The sequence below is a fragment of the Phycicoccus sp. HDW14 genome (assembly GCF_011383005.1).
GTDB lineage: Bacteria > Actinomycetota > Actinomycetes > Actinomycetales > Dermatophilaceae > Phycicoccus.
Genome location: NZ_CP049935.1, coordinates 3814167 through 3833193, shown reverse-complemented (window position 1 = coordinate 3833193; position 19027 = coordinate 3814167). Strand labels below are relative to the sequence as shown.

The following is a 19027-nucleotide window of genomic DNA, read 5'->3' as shown; positions in this document are numbered from 1 at the left end:
GCGAACGTGTGTGAAGACCGTCGGGATGCCGACTATTGAGTGACAGGACCTTTCGGACAGGTATGTGACAGGACCTTTCGGACACCGAGTTGGCCGAGCATTGCTCATGGCCGGGAAGTCGGTGGCGATGGATGCACGCTTGGCGGTGGCGTTCTTGAACGCCGTGGAGGCGGGAGGCACGGTGAGCGCGAAGTGCGCCGAGCTGGGCCTGAGCCGGGACTCGTACTACCGGTATCGGCGCCGTTTCAGGGAACGCGGCCTGGAGGGGTTGCTCGATGACTCCAGCCGGCCTCATTTCTCTCCGACAGCGACACCCCAACCGATGGTGGACCTGATCGTCGCCGAGCGTGACGCGCTCAGGAGGGCCGGCTGGGACGATGGGGCACGCAGCATCGGCTCGCGGCTCAGGCGCCGTGAGGTCCCCGCCGTCCCCGACGCTCGGACCATCCACCGGGTCCTGGTCCGCGCCGGGCTGGTCGATCCCCAACCGGCGAAGCGGCCCCGGGCGTCCTTCCGCCGCTTTGAGCATCCACGCCCGAACGCGTGCTGGCAGCTGGACGGCAAGCAGTGGCTCCTGGCCGACGGTAGGACGGTGTGCCTGCTGCGGATCATCGACGACCACTCCCGGTTCATCCTGGGCACCCGGGTCGCCAGGTCAGAGAACAGCGCCGACGCCTGGACCTTGTTCAGCAGGTGCGCCACCCGCCACGGCCCACCGGCGATGCTGCTCACCGACAACTCGCTGGCGTTCAATGCCCGCCGGATCACCGGGGCGATGGGCACGTTCGAGGCCCAGGTCCACGCCGTGGGCACTCACACCGTCAGCTCCACTGCGGGCCACCCGCAAACCCTGGGCAAGAAGGAACGCGACTGGCAACCACTGAGCCGGTGGCTGACCGCGCGGGACCCGGCCACCACCATCGAGGCGCTGCAACGGCTCGTCGACGCCTACGACCTGCTCTTCAACACCGACCGCCCTCACCAAGGCCTGGACCCCGACCAAACCCCCACGAGCGGTACACCGCCAGCCCCAAGGCCACTCCCGCCCCGACCCCACTGCCCGGAAGGGCCACCGTCACCCGGCGCGTCGTGGCTGCCAACGGGCACGTCAACCTCGGCGGCGACGCGGTCACCAGCATCGGCAGCGCCTGGGCCGCAGCCACCGTCACCATCGTCCGGGACGGCCACGACGCCGTCATCACCCACGACACCCTCGTCATCGCGCGGATACGGATCGACCCCCGCCACCGCTACCAAAACCGCAGCACCTGGAAACCCACACTGTCCGAAAGGTCCTGACACACCCCGTCCGAAACGTCCTGTCACATGACAGTCGGGATGCCGACGGTCTTCACACACGTTCGGGGACTCCTCGGCGAGGGTCAGCGCTTGCGGCTCGTGCCGAAGACCGAGCGGGTGATCTCGCGGCCCAGCACGGTTCCGGCCGAACGGAGCATCGAGCGGAACGCGGAGGACTTGACGACCTGCTCGACCATCCCGGGCTCGGCGGCCTTGCGGCGCTCCTCGGCCGCAGCGGCCTTCTCGGCGGCGGCGCGCTCCTTCTCGGCGGCCTTCTCCGCCGCGACCCGGGCCTTCTCGGCCTCGGCGGCCGCGGCGGCGTCGGTCTTGGCCTTGGCGGCCGCCGCCGCAGCCGCCGCGTCCGCCGCCGCCTTCTCCTGGGTCGCCTTGCCGAGCATCTCGGCCGCCGACTCGCGCTCCACGGCCGTGCCGTACTGGGCGTTGAGCGGCGACGCCGCCACCGTCGAGTCGATGAGGGCGTCGGGCGAGGGGGCCATCAGCGACTCGGGCGCGCGCATCCGCGTCCAGGCCACCGGCGTCGGCGCGCCTCGTTCGGACAGGACCGTGACGACCGCCTCGCCCGTGCCGAGCGTCGTCAGCAGCTCCTCGAGGTCGTACCCCGTCTTCGGGTAGGTCTTGACGGCGGCCTTGAGTGCCGCGGCGTCGTCGGGGGTGAAGGCGCGCAGCGCGTGCTGCACGCGGTTGCCGAGCTGGGCGAGCACGTCGGTCGGCACGTCCTTCGGCGACTGGGTGACGAAGAAGACGCCGACGCCCTTGGAGCGGATGAGCCGCACGGTCTGCTGGATCGCGTCGAGGAAGTCCTTGCTCGCGTCGTTGAAGAGCAGGTGCGCCTCGTCGAAGAAGAAGACGAGCTTGGGCTTGTCGAGGTCGCCGACCTCTGGCAGGTCGTGGAACAGGTCCGCGAGCAGCCACATGAGGAAGGTCGAGAAGAGCTGCGGGCGGTCCTGCACGGCCGGTAGCTCGAGCATCGAGGCGAGGCCGCGACCGTCGGGGGCCGTGCGCAGCAGCGCCGCCGTGTCGAACTCGGGCAGCCCGAAGAACGCGTCGGCACCCTGGTCGGAGAAGGTGATGAGCTCTCGGAGGATGACCCCCGCCGTCGCCGACGACAGGCCGCCGAGCTCCTTGAGGTCGGCCTTCCCCTCGTCGGACGTGAGGTGCTGCACCACCGCGCGCAGGTCGGCGATGGTGTCGAGCCAGAGGCCGCGCGCGTCGGCGTAGTGGAAGACCAGGCCGAGGCTCGACTCCTGGGTCGCGTTGAGCCCCAGCACCTTCGAGAGCAGCGTCGGCCCGAACGTCGACACCGACGCGCGGATCGGCACACCCTTGCCCTGCCCGCCGAGCGAGTAGAACTCGACCGGGTAGGCCGTCGCCTCCCACGTCATCCCGATGTCCTGCGAGCGCGCCGTGACCTTGTCGTTCGGCTGCCCGGGGCTGGCCATCCCCGACAGGTCGCCCTTGATGTCGGCGAGGAAGACCGGCACGCCCTGCTCGACGAGCTGCTCGGCCATCAGCTGGAGGGTCTTGGTCTTGCCGGTGCCGGTGGCGCCCGCGACGAGCCCGTGCCGGTTCATCGCCGCCATCGGGATGCGGACCGGGGCGTCCGGGTGCGCGGTGCCGTCGACCACGGCGGCCCCGAACTCGAGCGCCGGGCCCTCGAACGCGTAGCCGGTGCGGATCTCGTCGATGAGGGTGCTGTCGTCGCTCACGAGCGTCAATGTAGTGCTCGCCCGGGGTTTCGCACCGGCGTCCCACGGTGGCGTCACCCTAGAGTGGAGCGCGTGATCTTCAAGGCCGTCGGCGACTCGCGCCCCTACCCCGACCACGGGTACTCGGGGCGGCAGTGGTCGGGTGTGCCGCCGCGGCTGGTGCGCCTCGACGAGCTCGTGACGACCAAGCGCGAGCTCGACCTGCACCAGCTGCTCGCCGAGGACTCCACCTTCTACGGCGACCTGTTCGCCCACGTCGTCGAGTGGGAGGGCACGCTCTACCTCGAGGACGGTCTGCACCGCGCCCTGCGCGCCGCGCTGCACCAGCGCCCCACCCTCCACGCCCGGGTCCTCACCCTCTAGGACCCACGATGAGCGAGTACACGACGGAGTCCCCCGCATCGGTCGCCGCGCGCCAGCGCCGCCGTCGCTCGCTGCTGACCATCGGCGTCATCCTCCTCGGGCTCTTCTTCGCGTTCTGGTACGGCCTGTCGTACTACGAGGCCGACAACAAGGCCCGCGCGTCACGGCCACCGGCCCCCACCTGCCGGCCGTTCGACGCCACCGAGGTGACGCCGGCCGAGGTCACCGTCAACGTCTACAACGCCACGAGCCGCACCGGGCTGGCCGGCAGCACCGCCAAGCTCATCACCGACCGCGGCTTCGTCGTCGACAAGGTCTCGAACGACCCGTCGACCCGCAAGACCCCCGCCGTGGCCGAGGTCCGCTTCGGCCCGGCCGGCGCCGCGGCCGCCAAGCTCGTCGCCTCCGTCATGCCGTCCGGCACCAAGCTGGTCAACGACAAGCGCAAGGGCACGGGGGTCGACGTCGCCCTCGGCACGAAGTTCAAGGCCCTCAAGCCGGCCACCGCGCCCTCGCAGGAGCTGCCGATGTGCCCCGCGCCGTCGGCGACCTGACCGCTCAGGCCCTCCCGCTCGCCTCCGGCGCCTCGCTGGTGCCCGAGGTGCCTGCGACCTCCGCAGCACCCGCGGCGTCCGCCGCGCGATCGGCCCGGCGGCGGCGCAGGTGCAGCCCGACGGCCACGAGCAGCACCACCCCGACGACCACCAGGGCACCGGTTCCGAGCCACGACTCCAGCCGCTGGTAGGACCGCCCGGCGAGGTAGCCACCGACGACACACGTCAGGCCCCACGCCAGGCCACCGATCGAGTTCCACAGCAGGAAGGTCGGGTACGGCAGGCGCGAGGAGCCGGCCAGCGCCGGGACGACCGCCCGCAGGAACGCCGTCCAGCGGGCGAGGAACACCGAGGCCGCGCCGCGCCGGACGAGGAAGGCCTGGGCCGCCTCGACCCGTGGACGGGCCTTCCGCAGCGGCCGCAGCTCGACGAGGCGCGGGCCGAGGTGGCGACCGACCTCGTAGCCGACCGAGTCGCCGATGATCGCCGTCGCCACGACGATGACGGCCACCCACGTCAGCGAGGTGTGGCCGAGGGCGGCCGTGACCCCGCCGAGGATGGCCGCCGTCTCGCCCGGCACGACGAAGCCGACGAAGAGCGCGTCCTCGACGAAGACGAGCGTGCCGACGACGACGTACACGACCCAGGCGGGCTGGCCGAGGATCTGCTCGAGGAGGCTGGAGAGCACGGGGACATCCTGCCCGTCGCGGCTGGGTGCGCGCTGTGCCGGGGCGTGGTGGTCGGAGCCGACCCGATGTATCACCGCACCCGTCCGCGTGTCCTCATCAGTGGACCGAGGAGGCACCGATGCTCTACGCGCGTTGTTCGACCTGTGGCTACACCGCCGCCCTCACCTGCTCCGGAGCGTTCATGCCCCACCCGCCGGTCCCGGTCGCCCGGACCGGCGCGGGAGCCACGTGCCCGATGTGCGGGCCCCTCCCGCCGATCTTCACCTGCCCCTCCTTCCACACCCAGTACCTGTCCCTGCCCGGCTCGAGCTGGGTCCCGCAGCCGGGCTACCCGTGCGCACCGGTGGTCCAGGCCCAGCCCGGCGCGTCCCCGGAGAGCCTCGCGAAGTCGTTCGTCACGGCAGCCGGTCAGGCTGTGGGGAGCGGGCTGCTGGACGCGGCCTTCGGGGGAACCGGTGATCGCGCTGCTCCGGACCGGCCTCGACGCCCAGGTGACGGTGCCGATGGTGCTCGCCGCCCTCCGGGCGCATGCGCCGGACGTCCCGGGGGACGAGGTCGAGCGGCTGGCGGCGGTCCTGACGCCCTACCTGGCCAGCGTCCCCGACGCGCTCGACCAGATCTTCGCGACGGCCCGCGACCCCCGCTGCACGCGCGCCGTCACCTTCGCCGCGGGCACGGTGCTCGCCTACCTCTTCGATGAGGAGGATCTCCTCCCCGAGGCCCGCCTCGGCCTGCTCGGCCTCCTCGACGACGCCTACCTCGTGCACACCTTCGCGGACGAGCTCTCCCGGACGTACCCGTTCGCCGGGCCGTCCGCGGAGGCGGCGGGCGTCAGCGGCGGCGCGGCGGCATCGCACGTCGTGGCCCGCCTGCTGCCCGAGGGCGTGGCCGACGCCTTGCTGCGGACCGGCCGCAGCACGCTCCAGGTCGCCCAGGCGCTCTTCCCCTCGGGTCCGGTCGACGGGGCGGCGCTCGACCTCCCCGAGCCGAACCTGCGGGTCCAGGAGGCCGCGACGTCGCTCGAGGGTCTCGGCTCGGGCTGACGACGGGGCGGGTGCCGCGGGGGCGGCGGTAGGAGTGGCGTGCGATGGCGGTGGGACTCCGAGGGGCGAGCGGGTTCGTCCCTCACCCGCGCGACCCGCTCCCGGCATCCCCCGGCCACCCGCCAACGGAAATCCCCCGGTCGCAAGCTCCCGGGGGATTCCGTCTGGCGGTGGCGGTGGGATTTGAACCCACGGACGGGTTGCCCCGTCACACGCTTTCGAGGCGTGCTCCTTAGGCCGCTCGGACACGCCACCGCCGGAGAGGTTACCCGAGCCCGAGCGGCGGCCCGAAATCGGCACCGGACCATCCCCGGACGCGACGACGCCGCCCCGGGGTGAGGGGCGGCGTCGGCAGCGTCCGGCGAGGCGCCGGCGTCGGGGGGTCGTCAGGCGCGCTTGGTGACGGCCTTGACGATGAACAGCAGGATGCATGCACCGACGAGCGCGGTGATGAAGCTGATGATGATGCCGCTCCCCTTGGTGTCGACACCGAAGACACCGAGGAGGAAGCCACCGAGCAGGCCGCCGATGATGCCGACGACGATGTTGAGGATGATGCCCTGCTGCGCGTCGGTGTTCATGATCTTGCTCGCGATCCAGCCGGCGAGGCCGCCGATGATGATCCAACCGATGATGCCCATGGGGGTGTGGCCTTTCGTCGAGAGACCGACCCCGATCTGGGGCCGGCGCGTCTCGACGTTAGCGGAGCCGCCGACGCGGACCGGACGAAGGAGCAGACGGGTTTCGGGCCCACCCCGACGCCATGTTCCCGCAGGTCAGCGGTGCCCGGCGAAGAAGTCGCGCACGAGCGCCCCGCACTCCTCCTCCAGCACGCCGCCGACGACCTCGACCCGGTGGGTGACCCGGCGGTCGCGCGGGACGTCCCAGACCGAGCCGCAGGCGCCCAGCTTCGGGTCCCAGCCGCCGAGGACCACGCGGGCCACCCGGGCCAGCACGAGGGCGCCGGCGCACATCGGGCAGGGCTCCATCGTCACGACGAGCGAGCACCCCTCGAGCCGCCACGTCCCGAGCGCCCGCGCCGCGGCCCGCAGCGCGACGACCTCGGCGTGGCCGGTGGGGTCGCCGTCGGCCTCGCGGACGTTCCAGCCCTCGCCCAGCACCTCCCCGGACGGCCCGACGACCACCGCCCCGACCGGCACGTCGCCGGCCGCCGCCGCCCGCTCGGCGAGCCCGAGCGCACGGCGCATCAGCGCCAGGTCGGCGGGGTCGGCGGGCGGGCTCACGCGCTAAGTTTCACCCATGCGCGTCATCAACCCGGACCACCGGCTCATCGCCCACAAGCTGACCTACCTCCGGGACAAGCGCACGGACTCCCCCACCTTCCGCCGCCTCGCCGAGGAGCTGATGACCCTCCTCGCCTACGAGGCGACGCGCGAGGTGCGCATCGAGCCGTTCGAGATCGAGACCCCGGTCGCGCCGACCACCGGCATCAAGCTCTCCAACCCCAAGCCGCTCATCGTGCCCATCCTGCGCGCCGGCCTCGGGATGCTCGAGGGCATGGTCCGGCTGCTGCCGAGCGCCGAGGTCGGGTTCCTCGGGATGCAGCGCGACGAGGAGACCCTCCAGGCGATCACCTACGCCAACCGCCTGCCCGACGACCTGTCCGGCCGGCAGGTCTACGTCCTCGACCCGATGCTCGCCACCGGCGGCTCGATGGCCGACGCCATCCACTACCTGCGCGTCCGCGGCGCCGACGACATCACCGCCGTCTGCCTGCTCAGCGCCCCCGAGGGCATCGCGCACCTCGAGGAGTCGGTCGCCGACATCGGCTGCCCGGTCACCCTCGTCACCGGGGCCATCGACGAGAGGCTCAACGAGGTCGGCTACATCGTGCCGGGCCTCGGCGACGCCGGCGACCGGCTCTACGGCGTCGCCCAGTAGCCGAGGGGCCCCGTCGTCCCGGCCGGCGCCCGACACGCCCGGCGCACGGCCTCATCCGTCACACGAGTCACATCTGGGACCATCGACGGCGAGGCGTGCACAGGGTGCGCCCGCAAGGAGGACCCGCCATGCCCCGGTCAAGAAGATCGTGATGTGGCTCGTCGTCGTCTTCCTCCTCTACGCCATCCTCACCTCGCCCGACTCGGCCGCGAACATCTTCGGCTCGGCCTGGGACGTCATCGCCGGCGGCGTGAGCAACATCGGGCGGTTCTTCGACAGCCTGCTGAGAGGCTGACCCGTGCGCCGGGCCCACTCCGTCACGGACGGGACCCCGGACAGCGTCGAGGTCGACCTCGAGGCGATGCCCGGGCGGGTCGCCCGCAGCCTCGAGCGCCAGCTCGCCGAGGGCGAGCGCATCGTCATCCGCACCCGCCAGCACCCGGCCGTGCTCGTCCGCCGCGCGGTCTGGCCGGTGGCGGCCCTCGTCGTCTACCTCTGGTTCGACACCGGGCTGCACGTCGCCGAGCCCCTGCTGCGGCTGACCGGCGTCGTGCTCCTCATCGGGCTGGCCCGCCTGGGGTGGGCCGAGCTGCAGCGCCGCTACCGGTGGATCGTCGTGACGAACAAGCGCATCCTCAAGCACGAGGGCGTCCTCGACGTCAGCGTGCCGATGATGCGCCTGACCAAGGTCACCGACATGACCTACCGGCGCACCCTGCTCGGTGAGCTGTTCGGGTTCGGCACGATCATCATCGAGAGCGCGGGGCAGCAGCAGGCCATCCGCGAGCTGACCTTCATCCCCGAGCCCGACCACGTCAACGCGGCGCTCAACTCCGAGATCTTCGGGGAGAAGCCGCGCGAACGCCGGTCCGACACAGGGCGTTCCTGGCCGAAGCTGCCCCGCCGGCCGCGGCGCAGGGACGACGGCCCCGACGACGGTGGTGACGGCGGCGGGGGCGGCGACGGCGGCGGGGGCGGCGACGGCGGTCCACCGCGCGGACGCGGTCCCGGCCCCCAGGCCCCCGGTCCGCTCGACCCCGGGACCGGCGGCGTCGAGGTGTCCCCGTCGGGCCACCCGCCGATGCCGCGCACCAGCCCCGAGACCTGGTACCGCTCGTCCAACCTGCGCCCGCTCGGCCGGCTCGGCGACACCGGCGAGATCCCCGTCGTCCGGGCGGAGGACGCGCGGTCGTCGGTCGAGCGCGACGACGACGTGCGGGCCATCCCGCTGTACCCGCCGCGCGAGTGGGTCGACGAGCAGCACTGAGGGGTCCGGACACCCCGTCTCCGACCGTGAAACCGTACGCACCAGCCGTCTCTCGCGCCCCGAGAGTTCGCTAGCGTCATCGCTCGACCGACCACTGCGAGGCGAGGAGGACGACGTGGGCGTCATGCGCACCAAGTCGATCGAGCAGTCCATCCGCGAGACCGACGAACCGGAGTTCCAGCTCAAGAAGAAGCTCACCGCCCTCGACCTCACGGTCTTCGGCATCGGCGTCATCATCGGCGCCGGCATCTTCACCCTCACCGGCCGGGCCGCCGCCGACTACGCGGGCCCGTCGATCGCCATCTCGTTCGTCCTCGCCGCGATCTGCTGCGGCCTGGCTGCCCTCTGCTACGCCGAGTTCGCCTCCACCGTGCCCGTGTCCGGCTCGGCGTACACGTTCTCGTACGCGTCGCTCGGCGAGCTCGTCGCGTGGATCATCGGATGGGACCTGCTCCTCGAGCTGATGCTCGGCGCCAGCGTCGTGGCCCAGGGCTGGTCGCAGTACGCGACGCTCTTCCTCGGGAAGCTGGACATCACGGTGCCGGCGTCGGTCGCGCCCGGGTCGCACTTCGACCTGCCGGCCTTCGTGCTCATCCTCGTGCTCACGGCGCTCATCGCCATCGGCATCAAGGAGTCGCTGCGGGTCAACCTCGTGCTCGTCGGGGTCAAGCTCTTCATCGTCCTGTTCGTCATCGTCGCCGGCATCTCGTTCGTCAGCACGTCCAACTACAGCCCGTTCATCCCGCCGGCCAAGGCGGGCGAGTCGGTCGACGGCCTGGCGGCGCCGCTCGTGCAGGTGCTCTTCGGCCTCGAGCCGACGACCTACGGCATCCTCGGCATCGTCTCCGGCGCCTCGATCGTCTTCTTCGCCTACATCGGGTTCGACGTCGTCGCCACCACCGCCGAGGAGGCGAAGAACCCGCAGCGCGACCTGCCGATCGGCATCATCGCCTCGCTCGTCATCTGCACGGTGCTCTACGTCGCGACGACGCTCGTCATCACGGGGATGGTGCCGTACTCGGAGATCGACCCGAAGGCCGCGCTGGCGTCGGCGTTCGAGTCGGTCGGGAAACCGGGGTACGCGACGCTCATCGCGGCCGGGGCGGTCGCCGGACTGATGACCGTCGTCATGACGCTGATCATCGGCGCGACCCGCGTGACCTTCGCGATGGCCCGCGACTGGCTGCTGCCGCGCAGCCTGGCCCGCACCCACCCGAAGACCGGCACCCCCATCCGGCTCACCCTGATGATCGGCACCGCCGTCGCCCTCATCGCCTCGCTGACGCCCATCGGCAAGCTCGAGGAGATGGTCAACATCGGCACCCTGTCGGCGTTCGCGCTGGTGTCGCTGGCCGTGCCCGTGCTGCGCTCTCGGCGGCCCGACCTCGAGCGGGCGTTCCGGGTGCCGTTCTCGCCGGTGCTGCCGGTCGCCGCCGCGCTGATCAGCGTCTACCTGATGATCAACCTGTCGGTCGAGACCTGGCTGCGGTTCCTCATCTGGATGGCCATCGGGTTCGTCATCTACTTCACCTACGGCGTGCGCCGCAGCCGGCTCGCGATGGGCAAGGACGACAACCACCCCGCCGAGCAGGAGGAGACCACCTCCTCCTGAGCCTCCCTCTCGCCGGTTCGACCTCCTCGGTCCCCGGTTCGAGGTGAAACCGGGCCCTCTCGTGGTGCACCTTCACCTCGAACCGACGCTGGTCGGCGGTTCGTCCACAGGAGGCCGCCGTCGGCGAACCGTCCACAGGCGGCCCACCGGCCCTGTCGACCCGCCACCGGCCACTGCGACGCTGCCTCCATGTCCGACCCTCGCGACCCGGTGGCGGCTCGACGGGCCCGCGCCGCCGCCCTCTCGCTCGAGCACGGCGGAGTGCTCTCGCGGCGCAGGCTGCGCGAGGCCGGCGTCGACCGGCGGATGGTCGGGCGCGAGGTCAAGGCCGGGCGATGGGTCCGCCACGGGGTGCAGACCGTGTCGACGACCAACGGCGCGCTCGACCCCCTTGCCCGGCGCTGGCGCGCAGTCTGGGAGGTCGGCGCGCGGGTCGCGGCCGTCGACGGTGTCACCGCCCTCCAGCACGCGGGGATGACCGGCTTCGAGGACGACCGCGTCCACGTCTCCGTCCGGCACACCACCGAGGTGGAGGACGTCGAGGGAGTCGTCATCCACAAGGTCATCCGGCGCGTCCCCCACGAGGTCGTGGGCGCCGGCCTCCCCCGGACGGTCCCCGCGGTTGCGGCCGTCCGAGCAGCCCACTGGGCGGTGAGCGACCGGCAGGCGGCCCTGCTCCTGGTCCTACCGGTCCAGCAGCGCCTCTGCACGGGCGCCCAGCTCCTCGAGGCCGTCACCGTCGTGCGGGGCCGCACGCGGCGCGCCTTCATCCGCACCGTGGTGGCCGACATCGCGGACGGTGCGCACTCGCTGGGCGAGATCGACGTGGTCGAGGCACTTCGCCGTCGGGGCCTGCCCCCACCGACCCGGCAGGCCGTCCGACGCCTGCCGGGCGGGAAGGCCTACCTCGACCTCGAGTGGGCGGAGGCCCGGCTCGTCGTCGAGGTCGACGGGTCGGGGCACCTCGCAGGGCTGCAGATGCTCGACGACACGATGCGGCAGAACGACATCCAGCTCGGCGACGAGCTCGTGCTCCGGGTCGCACTGCTGGGCTGGAGACTGTCCAGAGACGCCTACCTCGACCAGATCTGCACCGCCTACCGGTTGCGAGTCGGTCGGTCGGCCGCCTGATGACCCGGTACCCCGTCGGGTTCGAGGTGAAAGCAGACCACCAGAAGGCCCGGCTTCACCTCGACGCGCACATCAGACATCGGCCTCGCCGCCGTTCGAGGTGAAAACGGACCACGAGAGGGCCCGGTTTCACCTCGAACCGGGGTGAGAGGGGGAGAACGGCGGGGTCAGGGGCGGAGGACGGCCTCGGCCGCGCCACCGCCGGCGGAGGTCGGCACGCCGTCGACGTCGAGCACGGGCACGTCGACGAGCGGCGCCTGGCGGTGCGGGTGCCGCTCCCCCACGGCCCGCGGGTCCGAGTCGCCACCGCCACCGCGACCCCCGCCGCCCAGCGGCAGCTCGAGCTCGAGGACGCCCTTGCCGAGCCGGCCGTCCTCGGGCATCGCGACCGGGTAGACGCCCGTGAAGCACGCCGTGCACAGCCGCTCGGGAGGCTGACGGGTGGCGGCCACCATCCCCTCCTCGGAGATGTAGCCGAGGGAGTCGGCCCCGATCGAGGTGCACACCTCCTCGACGGCCAGGCCGGTGGCGATCAGCTCGGCGCGCGTCGGGAAGTCGATGCCGAAGAAGCACGGCCACTGCACCGGCGGCGCGGAGATCCGCACGTGCACCTCGGCCGCCCCGGCCTCGCGCAGCATCCGCACCAGCGCGCGCTGCGTGTTGCCGCGGACGATGGTGTCGTCGACCACGACGAGCCGCTTGCCCTTGATGACCTCGCGAAGAGGGTTGAGCTTCAACCGGATACCCAGCTGCCGGATGGTCTGCGACGGGGCGATGAAGGTGCGCCCGACGTACGAGTTCTTGACGAGCCCCTGCCCGTACGGGATGCCGGACTCCTGCGCGTACCCGATGGCGGCCGGCGTGCCGGACTCCGGGGTGGGCATCACCATGTCGGCCTCGACGGGGTGCTCGCGGGCCAGCGTGCGGCCCATCTCGACGCGGGCCTCGTGCACCCCGCGACCGGCGATCGTCGTGTCCGGCCGGGCGAGGTAGACGTACTCGAAGACGCAGCCGTGCGGCGCGGCCGGGGCGAAGCGCTGCGAGCGCAGGCCGTCCTCGTCGATCGCGATCATCTCGCCGGGCTCGACCTCCCGGACGAACGAGGCGCCGACGATGTCGAGGGCGGCGGTCTCCGAGGCGACGACCCACCCCCGCTCGAGCCGGCCGATGACGAGCGGGCGGAACCCCTGGGGTCGCGCGCGGCGTAGAGCGTGTGCTCGTCCATGAACACGAAGCAGAACGCGCCCCGCAGCATCGGCAGCACGTCGAGCGCGGCGGCCTCGAGGGTGCGGTCGGGGTCGTGCGTCAGGAGGGCGGTGACCAGCGCGGTGTCGGTGGTGTTGCCCGGGCGATCTCACCGCGGTGGCCCTCGACCCGGTGGCCGGCGACGAGGTCGCGCAGGTCGGCGGCGTTGATGAGGTTGCCGTTGTGGGCCAGCGCGACGGTCGAGCCGTCGTGCCCGTCGAGGGTCGGCTGGGCGTTCTCCCAGGTCGAGCCGCCGGTCGTGGAGTACCGGCAGTGCCCGACGGCGAGGTGGCCGGTCAGCGAGGCGAGCGAGCGCTCGTCGAAGACCTGCGACACCAGCCCCATGTCCTTGTAGACGAGGAGGCGCTTGCCGTCGGAGGTCGCGATGCCCGCGGACTCCTGCCCGCGGTGCTGCAGCGCGTAGAGGCCGTAGTAGGTGAGCTTGGCGACGTCCTCGCCGGGGGCCCAGACCCCGAACACCCCGCAGGCGTCCTGGGGGCCTTCTCACCGGGAATCAGGTCGTGGCTGAGGCGTCCGTCTCCGTGTGGCACGTGCTCCATCCTCTCACGGCGTCGGTCAGGAGCGGCGGGACGACCGCTCGACGAGCAGGGCCAGGACCGCGGCGACGAGGGCGAACAGGGCGGCGCCGAGCAGCCCCAGGTAGCCGATGGCCGACGTGGCCGAGTACTGGTACTGGGCGAGCACCGAGTCGGGGTCCTCGAGCCAGCCGAAGTCGGCCACGGCCGCGCCCAGGGCGAAGCCGATGACCGCACCCGTGAGGATGAACGGGAGGAAGCGGGGCGCCGAGCAGGTTTCACACTCCTTACGGTACGGGGACGGGGGCGCCGCGGCGGGCCCGGCCCACCCACACTGGACAGGTGACCCCTCCCACCGCCCGCCCCGCTCCATCCGACCGGGCCCGCCGTTCCGAACACCCGTCGTGACCGATACCCAGCAGACCTCAGCAGGCCGCCACTCCCGGAAGGGCTGGTACGCGGCCGGCACCCTGCTGGCCACGGCCGCCGGCGCCGGCGCCGGCCACCTCGTGGCCGGGCTGGTCTCCCCGGAGGCCTCGCCCGTGCTCGCCGTCGGCTCCACCGTCATCGACGCCACCCCGACGCCGGTCAAGGAGTGGGCGGTCGCCCACTTCGGCACGGCCGACAAGCCGATCCTCATCGGCTCGGTCGCCCTCGTGACGCTCGTCGCCGCGGCGGTCATCGGCCTCGTCGCCCGGACCCGCCGCACCCTCGGCCTGGCCCTGCTCGGCGCCCTCGCCCTGCTCGCGGCCGTCGCCGCCGCCCTGCGCCCCACCGCCCAGCCGGTCGACCTCTTCCCGGGCGCGGTGACGGCGATCGTCGGGGTGCTCGGCGCCTCCTGGCTGCTGCGCTCCCTCGACCGCTGGGCCGCGGCCGACGCCGACCCCACGTCCGGCGCGGGTCCCGACCGCAGTGCGGCCGGAGACGGCACCAGCGGCCGGCGCACCGTCATCGTCGCCGCGGCCGGCCTCGGGGCCGTCGCCGCCACGGGCGGGGCCATCGGCCAGTCGCTCGTGCGCAGCGCCACGTCGGTCAGCGACGTCGTCCTGCCCACGCCCGCGACCACGCTCGAGCCGCTCCCGCAGGGGCTGGAGGAGATGGTGCGGGGGGTGTCCTCCTTTCGGACGCCGAACGACGCCTTCTACCGGATCGACACCGCCCTCGTCATCCCCCGGGTCAGCACGACCGGATGGGAGCTCACCATCGACGGGATGGTCGACAAGCCGTTCACGCTGACCTTCGACGAGCTGCTCAAGCTCCCGATGATCGAGAAGGACGTCACGCTCACCTGCGTGTCCAACGAGGTCGGCGGCCCCTACGTCGGCAGCGCCCGCTGGCTCGGTGTGCGGGTGCGCGACCTGCTCGAGCGGGCCGGCGTGCAGTCCGGCGTCGACCAGATCTTCAGCACCTCCACCGAGGGCATGACCATCTCGACCCCGGTCCAGGCGCTCATGGACGACCGTGACGCCCTCGTGGCCGTCGGGATGAACGGCACCCCGCTGCCGCCGGCCCACGGCTTCCCCGCGCGGCTCATCACCCCCGGCCTGTACGGGTTCGTCGGCGGGACGAAGTGGCTCACGAAGCTCACCGCGACGACGTACGCGAAGAAGACCGCGTACTGGACCGGCCGTGACTGGGCCATCGACGGCCCCATCTACACCGAGAGCCGGATCGACACCCCGAAGCCGCTCTCGACCCTCAAGGCCGGACGCACCGTCATCGGCGGCATCGCCTGGGCCCAGCAGCGCGGCGTCGCGAAGGTCGAGGTCCGCGTCGACGGTGGCCAGTGGCAGGAGACCAAGCTCGGTCCCGACGCCGGCATCGACTACTGGCGCCAGTGGTACCTGCCCTGGGACGCCCTGCCCGGTCGCCACACCCTCGAGGTGCGCGCCACCGACGAGGACGGCAAGGCCCAGACCGACAAGCGGCAGACCCCCTTTCCCCGCGGAGCAACCGGGTGGCACTCGGTGATCGTCACCGTCGAGTGACGGGACCGCCCTGCACGCGGCGCCCATCGGCCTCCCCTGCGGCCGGTGGGCGTCGTCGTGTCCCCCGGCGGCGGCCGGCAGCAGCAGGGCGTCCGTGGCAGGACCGCGGGGCGTCCGTGCCGGGGCAGCACGGCGCCCGAGACGGCCTCCCGTGCGGCCCGGAACGCCGCCCGGGCCGCCGGCCCACGGGCCGTGACCGATTCGTGACCGGACATCCCGGAAAAAAGTTGCCCCGCAGCCAATCCACCCCGCGCGAGGTACCGAACGACATGTGTACGAAGCACAAGACCCACCTTCTGCAAGGAGCACCTCCCATGCGTTCCACCCGCCTGACGGTCGCCGCCCTGGCGCTGGCCCTGCCCCTCACCCTCGCCGCCTGCGGTTCGGACGACACGACCTCCGCTTCCGGCTCCAGCAACACCGCGAGCTCCTCGGCCCCCGCGGCCAGCCCGTCGGAGTCGACCGCGTCGATGGACAAGCCCTTCGGCTCGGCCTGCGCCGGCGTGCCCACCAGCGGCGCCGGTTCGTTCGACGGCATGGCCAAGGACCCGGTCGCCACCGCGGCGAGCAACAACCCGGCCCTCAAGACCCTCGTCACCGCCGTCGGCGAGGCCGGCCTCGGCGACACGCTGAACTCGGCCAAGGACATCACCGTCTTCGCGCCGACCGACGACGCGTTCGCCGCCCTCCCGAAGGCCACGCTCGACGCGGCCATGAAGGACCCGAAGGGCCTGCTGACCACCGTGCTGACCAACCACGTCGTCGAGGGCCGGCTCTCGCCGGACCAGGTCGCCGGCGAGCACAAGACCCTCTCGGGCAAGTCGATCACGGTCTCCGGCTCCGGTGAGGACTTCACCGTGACCCCCGGTGACGCGAAGGTCGTCTGCGGCAACGTGCAGACCGCCAACGCCACCGTCTACATCATCGACAAGGTTCTCGTCCCGGCGATGTGACCTGATCAGCCATGATGGATGACATGACAGCCGCTTCCCCCGGACCACGCACCTCCGCGTCCGGGGGGCGGCTGCCTCCGCGGCCGACCTCGCGGAGCTCCTGCGCCGCTCGGCCAGGGGTGACGAGGCGGCCTTCGCCGAGCTCTACGACGCCACCTCGCGCCGGGTCTACGGACTCGTCCTGCGGATCGTCCGGGACCCCGCGATGTCGGAGGAGGTCACCCAGGAGGTCTACCTCGACGTCTGGCGCACCAGCGCCCGGTTCGACTCGGCCCGGGGCAGCGCCCTCTCGTGGCTGATGACCATCGCGCACCGCGCGGCGGTCGACCGGGTCCGCTCCAGCGAGGCCTCCCGGCGCCGCGACGACGCGCACGCGGCCGCCAACCAGCCGGTCGAGTTCGACCAGACCGCCGAGGCCGCCTCGAGCTCGCTCGAGGCACAACGGGTCCGCAAGGCCCTCCTCACCCTCACCGAGGCGCAGCGCAGCGCCGTGGAGCTGGCCTACCTGGGCGGCTACACGCACACCGAGGTGGCCAGCCTCCTCGGGTTGCCCCTCGGAACCGCCAAGACCAGGATCCGCGACGGTCTCATCCGTCTCCGGGACACGTTGGGAGTACCGGCATGAGCCCCGATCTGCACCACCTCAGCGGTGCGTACGCGGTCGACGCCCTCGACCCCGCCGAGCGATCGGCCTTCGAGCAGCACCTCGCCGCCTGCGACTCGTGTCGCGCCGAGGTGTCCGAGCTGTCGGACGCCGCCCACGCACTCACCTCACTCAACGACGCCACGCCACCGGCCTCGCTGCGCGCCTCCGTGCTCGCGGGCATCGCCCAGGTCCGGCCGCTGCCGCCGCTCGTCGCCGACGAGACCCCCGCCCCCGAGGCCCTGGCGTCCGAGGCGCCGACCGCCGAGCAGCCCGGCGCCCGGGTCATCCCGTTCGTCCGACGCACGAGCACGTGGTTCGCCGCGGCCGCGGCCGCCGCCGCGATCGTCGTCGGTGGAGTCGCCTGGAGCCCGTGGTCGACCGACGCCCCGCAGCTCACCGCCGTCCAGCAGGTCGAGCGGGCCGCCGACGCCGCGACGGTCACGAGCCACAAGGGCGACACCACGGCCACGCTCGCCTACAGCCGGACGCTCGGCCGCTCGGCCATCACGGTCAGCGGCATGCCGCAGGCGCCCCAGGGCAAGACCTACCAGCTCTGGTACGTCGGCTCCGACGAGGTCGCCCGGCCCGCCGGGTTCCTCACCGCCGGCACGGACGGGCGGGCCGAGGCCGCGCTCGAGGGCCGGATCGACGGCGCGGCCGCCGTCGGCGTCACCGTCGAGCCGGCCGGCGGGTCCGCCGCGCCGACCTCGGCACCGATCATGGTGATGGCCGTCGCCTGACGACCCACCACCCGACCGGCCTCCGCCGGAACGGCGTCAGCCGGACCCGGCGTCAGCCGCCGAGCGACCCCGCCACCTCCTCGAGGACGGCGGGGTCGCCCGCGTACGGGCCCTCCTCGCGCGGCCAGTGCACGACGACGTCGGTGAAGCCGAGCGCCGCGGCCCGACCGGTCATCTCGGCGTGCAGGCCGGCGGACTCGAGCGAGAACCGCGGTGAGGAGTCGAGGGAGAGATAGCGGTCGAGCGGACCCCGACCGGCCTCCCCGACGGCGTCGTCGAAGCGCTCGACGAGCTCGGCGACGTGGGCGAACCACTCGTCGAGGGTGTCGCCGCGTCCGCCGTAGGTGACCCAGCCGTCGGCGTGCGTCGCGGCCAGCCGGATGGAGCGCGGCCCGTTGGCGGCGACGAGCAGCGGCACCCGGTGGCGCACGGGGCCGGGCAGGGTCCGGGCGTCGCGGGTGCGGTACCAGTCGCCCTCGTGGTCGACGTGGTCCTCGCGCAGCAGCCGGTCGAGGAGCGGGACGAACTCGTGGAAGCGCTCGACGCGCTGGCGCAGGACGAGCTCGGCGCCGAGCAGCCGCGAGTCGAGGTCGCCGCCCGTGCCGAGCCCGCAGAGGAAGCGCCCGCCGGTGAGGTCGTCGAGGGTGATGACGTCGCGGGCGTACGTGTACGGGTGGTTCTGGTTCGGCGAGGACACGAACGTGCCGAGCCCGATCCGCTCGGTGACGCCGGCCGCCGCGGCGAGGGTGGGCAGGGCGCTGAACCACGGGCTGTCGGGCAGGCCGCCCCACACGAGGTGGTCGTAGGTCCACGCGTGGTCGAAGCCCAGCTCCTCGACGGCCCGCCAGCGCGGGGCCATCTGCCGCCACGGCTCGTCGGTGAGCAGGACGACGCCGTGCCGCAGGGCGCTCACCGGGCCTCCTCGCGGGTCAGCGGCAGGAGCGGCGAGAGGTCGGCCCGGGTGCCGCTGACCCGCAGGACACCCTCGGCGAGCGCCGCGGCCCACCCGGTGGTGCCGGTGGCCAGGCGCAGCCAGGTCTCGGCGTCGGTCTCGACGACGTTGGGCGGGGTGCCCCGCGTGTGCCGCGGACCCTCGACGCACTGGGTGACGCCGTACGGGGGCACCCGCACCTCGACGCTGTTGCCGGGCGCGCGCGCCGCGAGCTCGTCGAGGGTGTGCCGGACGGCGGTGGCCCGGGTGGCGCGGTCGGTGCCCTCGGGGTCGGCGTGCCAGGCGGCCAGGGCGGCCCGGCCGGCGAGGGGGTCGGTGCGGCGGCGGGGTGGCATGGGCCCGACGCTACCCGCGGGCGCCGACCCCGGCTCCCGGTGCGC

General features: G+C 72.8%; 20 protein-coding genes, 1 tRNA gene and 2 pseudogenes. 14 read left to right on the top strand and 9 right to left on the bottom strand.

The features are described 5' to 3' along the window. Nucleotides 1–106: 106 nt before the first annotated feature. Nucleotides 107–766, top strand: a pseudogene (locus G7075_RS23205) (DDE-type integrase/transposase/recombinase); the annotation flags it as partial. Between the two features lie 323 nt (nt 767–1089). After that, entirely contained in the window at nt 1090–1299 is a 210-nt protein-coding gene (locus tag G7075_RS21770; RefSeq protein WP_240917573.1) for a hypothetical protein, read from the top strand. An 83-nt stretch (nt 1300–1382) separates the two neighbouring features. On the opposite strand, the gene G7075_RS18835 is transcribed toward G7075_RS21770, so the two are convergent. After that, nucleotides 1383–3026, bottom strand: coding sequence for a helicase HerA-like domain-containing protein (locus G7075_RS18835; protein ID WP_166123975.1), 1644 nt, complete (start codon nt 3024–3026; stop codon nt 1383–1385). A gap of 72 nt (nt 3027–3098) precedes the next feature. On the opposite strand from G7075_RS18835, the gene G7075_RS18830 reads away from it, so the two are divergent. After that, nucleotides 3099–3389 carry a type II toxin-antitoxin system VapB family antitoxin gene (locus G7075_RS18830; RefSeq protein ID WP_166123974.1) on the top strand — a complete coding sequence of 97 codons (291 nt, stop codon included), beginning with the start codon at nt 3099–3101 and terminating at the stop codon, nt 3387–3389. An 8-nt stretch (nt 3390–3397) separates the two neighbouring features. After that, nucleotides 3398–3943, top strand: a complete 546-nt coding sequence (locus G7075_RS18825) for a LytR C-terminal domain-containing protein (protein ID WP_166123973.1) — start codon at nt 3398–3400, stop codon at nt 3941–3943. A 4-nt stretch (nt 3944–3947) separates the two neighbouring features. On the opposite strand, the gene G7075_RS18820 is transcribed toward G7075_RS18825, so the two are convergent. Beyond that, nucleotides 3948–4631 carry a DedA family protein gene (locus G7075_RS18820; protein WP_166123972.1) on the bottom strand — a complete coding sequence of 228 codons (684 nt, stop codon included), beginning with the start codon at nt 4629–4631 and terminating at the stop codon, nt 3948–3950. Between the two features lie 456 nt (nt 4632–5087). Here G7075_RS18820 and G7075_RS18815 point away from each other — a divergent pair, with 456 nt between their 5' ends. Continuing rightward, the gene (locus G7075_RS18815; protein WP_166123971.1) at nt 5088–5675 is read left to right on the top strand and encodes a DUF1232 domain-containing protein; all 588 of its coding nucleotides are present in this window, start codon (nt 5088–5090) and stop codon (nt 5673–5675) included. Between the two features lie 165 nt (nt 5676–5840). Here G7075_RS18815 and G7075_RS18810 read toward each other — a convergent pair. The 3 genes from G7075_RS18810 to G7075_RS18800 form a co-directional block, all read right to left on the bottom strand. Next, a tRNA-Ser gene (locus G7075_RS18810) sits at nt 5841–5930 on the bottom strand. A gap of 131 nt (nt 5931–6061) precedes the next feature. After that, nucleotides 6062–6316 (bottom strand): GlsB/YeaQ/YmgE family stress response membrane protein, encoded by a 255-nt coding sequence (locus tag G7075_RS18805; protein ID WP_166123970.1) that lies wholly within the window; start codon nt 6314–6316, stop codon nt 6062–6064. 135 nt (nt 6317–6451) lie between these two features. Then, entirely contained in the window at nt 6452–6883 is a 432-nt protein-coding gene (locus G7075_RS18800; RefSeq protein WP_166124520.1) for a nucleoside deaminase, read from the bottom strand. A 52-nt stretch (nt 6884–6935) separates the two neighbouring features. Here G7075_RS18800 and upp point away from each other — a divergent pair, with 52 nt between their 5' ends. From upp to G7075_RS18775, 5 genes are all read left to right on the top strand, one after another. Continuing rightward, nucleotides 6936–7577 (top strand): uracil phosphoribosyltransferase, encoded by a 642-nt coding sequence (upp, locus tag G7075_RS18795; RefSeq protein WP_166123969.1) that lies wholly within the window; start codon nt 6936–6938, stop codon nt 7575–7577. Nucleotides 7578–7728: 151 nt separating this feature from the next. Beyond that, nucleotides 7729–7872, top strand: a complete 144-nt coding sequence (locus G7075_RS18790; RefSeq protein ID WP_166123968.1) for a hypothetical protein — start codon at nt 7729–7731, stop codon at nt 7870–7872. A 3-nt stretch (nt 7873–7875) separates the two neighbouring features. Next, nucleotides 7876–8844, top strand: a complete 969-nt coding sequence (locus G7075_RS18785) for a PH domain-containing protein (RefSeq protein ID WP_166123967.1) — start codon at nt 7876–7878, stop codon at nt 8842–8844. Nucleotides 8845–8959: 115 nt separating this feature from the next. Next, complete coding sequence (locus G7075_RS18780) at nt 8960–10456, top strand: amino acid permease (protein ID WP_166123966.1); 1497 nt, start codon at nt 8960–8962, stop codon at nt 10454–10456. A 189-nt stretch (nt 10457–10645) separates the two neighbouring features. Continuing rightward, nucleotides 10646–11587, top strand: a complete 942-nt coding sequence (locus G7075_RS18775; RefSeq protein ID WP_166123965.1) for a hypothetical protein — start codon at nt 10646–10648, stop codon at nt 11585–11587. A gap of 167 nt (nt 11588–11754) precedes the next feature. Here G7075_RS18775 and purF read toward each other — a convergent pair. Both purF and G7075_RS18765 read right to left on the bottom strand, forming a co-directional pair. After that, nucleotides 11755–13392, bottom strand: a pseudogene (gene purF, locus G7075_RS18770) (amidophosphoribosyltransferase). 16 nt (nt 13393–13408) lie between these two features. After that, on the bottom strand, nt 13409–13573 hold the full coding sequence (locus G7075_RS18765) for a hypothetical protein (protein ID WP_166123964.1): 165 nt from the start codon (nt 13571–13573) through the stop codon (nt 13409–13411). Nucleotides 13574–13772: 199 nt separating this feature from the next. On the opposite strand from G7075_RS18765, the gene G7075_RS18760 reads away from it, so the two are divergent. The 4 genes from G7075_RS18760 (at nt 13773) to G7075_RS18745 (ending at nt 17695) form a co-directional block, all read left to right on the top strand. Continuing rightward, on the top strand, nt 13773–15356 hold the full coding sequence (locus G7075_RS18760; RefSeq protein WP_240917753.1) for a molybdopterin-dependent oxidoreductase: 1584 nt from the start codon (nt 13773–13775) through the stop codon (nt 15354–15356). Nucleotides 15357–15670: 314 nt separating this feature from the next. Continuing rightward, nucleotides 15671–16309 (top strand): fasciclin domain-containing protein, encoded by a 639-nt coding sequence (locus tag G7075_RS18755; RefSeq protein ID WP_166123963.1) that lies wholly within the window; start codon nt 15671–15673, stop codon nt 16307–16309. A 100-nt stretch (nt 16310–16409) separates the two neighbouring features. Beyond that, nucleotides 16410–16934 carry an ECF RNA polymerase sigma factor SigK gene (gene sigK / locus G7075_RS18750; protein ID WP_166124516.1) on the top strand — a complete coding sequence of 175 codons (525 nt, stop codon included), beginning with the start codon at nt 16410–16412 and terminating at the stop codon, nt 16932–16934. Beyond that, entirely contained in the window at nt 16931–17695 is a 765-nt protein-coding gene (locus G7075_RS18745) for an anti-sigma factor domain-containing protein (RefSeq protein ID WP_166124514.1), read from the top strand. The genes sigK and G7075_RS18745 overlap by 4 nt, the downstream gene beginning before the upstream one ends. A gap of 52 nt (nt 17696–17747) precedes the next feature. Here the strand turns inward: G7075_RS18745 and G7075_RS18740 are convergent, their stop codons facing one another. Both G7075_RS18740 and G7075_RS18735 read right to left on the bottom strand, forming a co-directional pair. Continuing rightward, complete coding sequence (locus tag G7075_RS18740; protein ID WP_371814122.1) at nt 17748–18608, bottom strand: LLM class flavin-dependent oxidoreductase; 861 nt, start codon at nt 18606–18608, stop codon at nt 17748–17750. Beyond that, a complete protein-coding gene (locus G7075_RS18735; RefSeq protein WP_166123962.1) occupies nt 18605–18982 on the bottom strand; it encodes a sterol carrier family protein in 378 nt (125 codons plus the stop codon). Before G7075_RS18735 ends, G7075_RS18740 begins: the two co-directional genes overlap by 4 nt. Nucleotides 18983–19027: the final 45 nt, after the last annotated feature.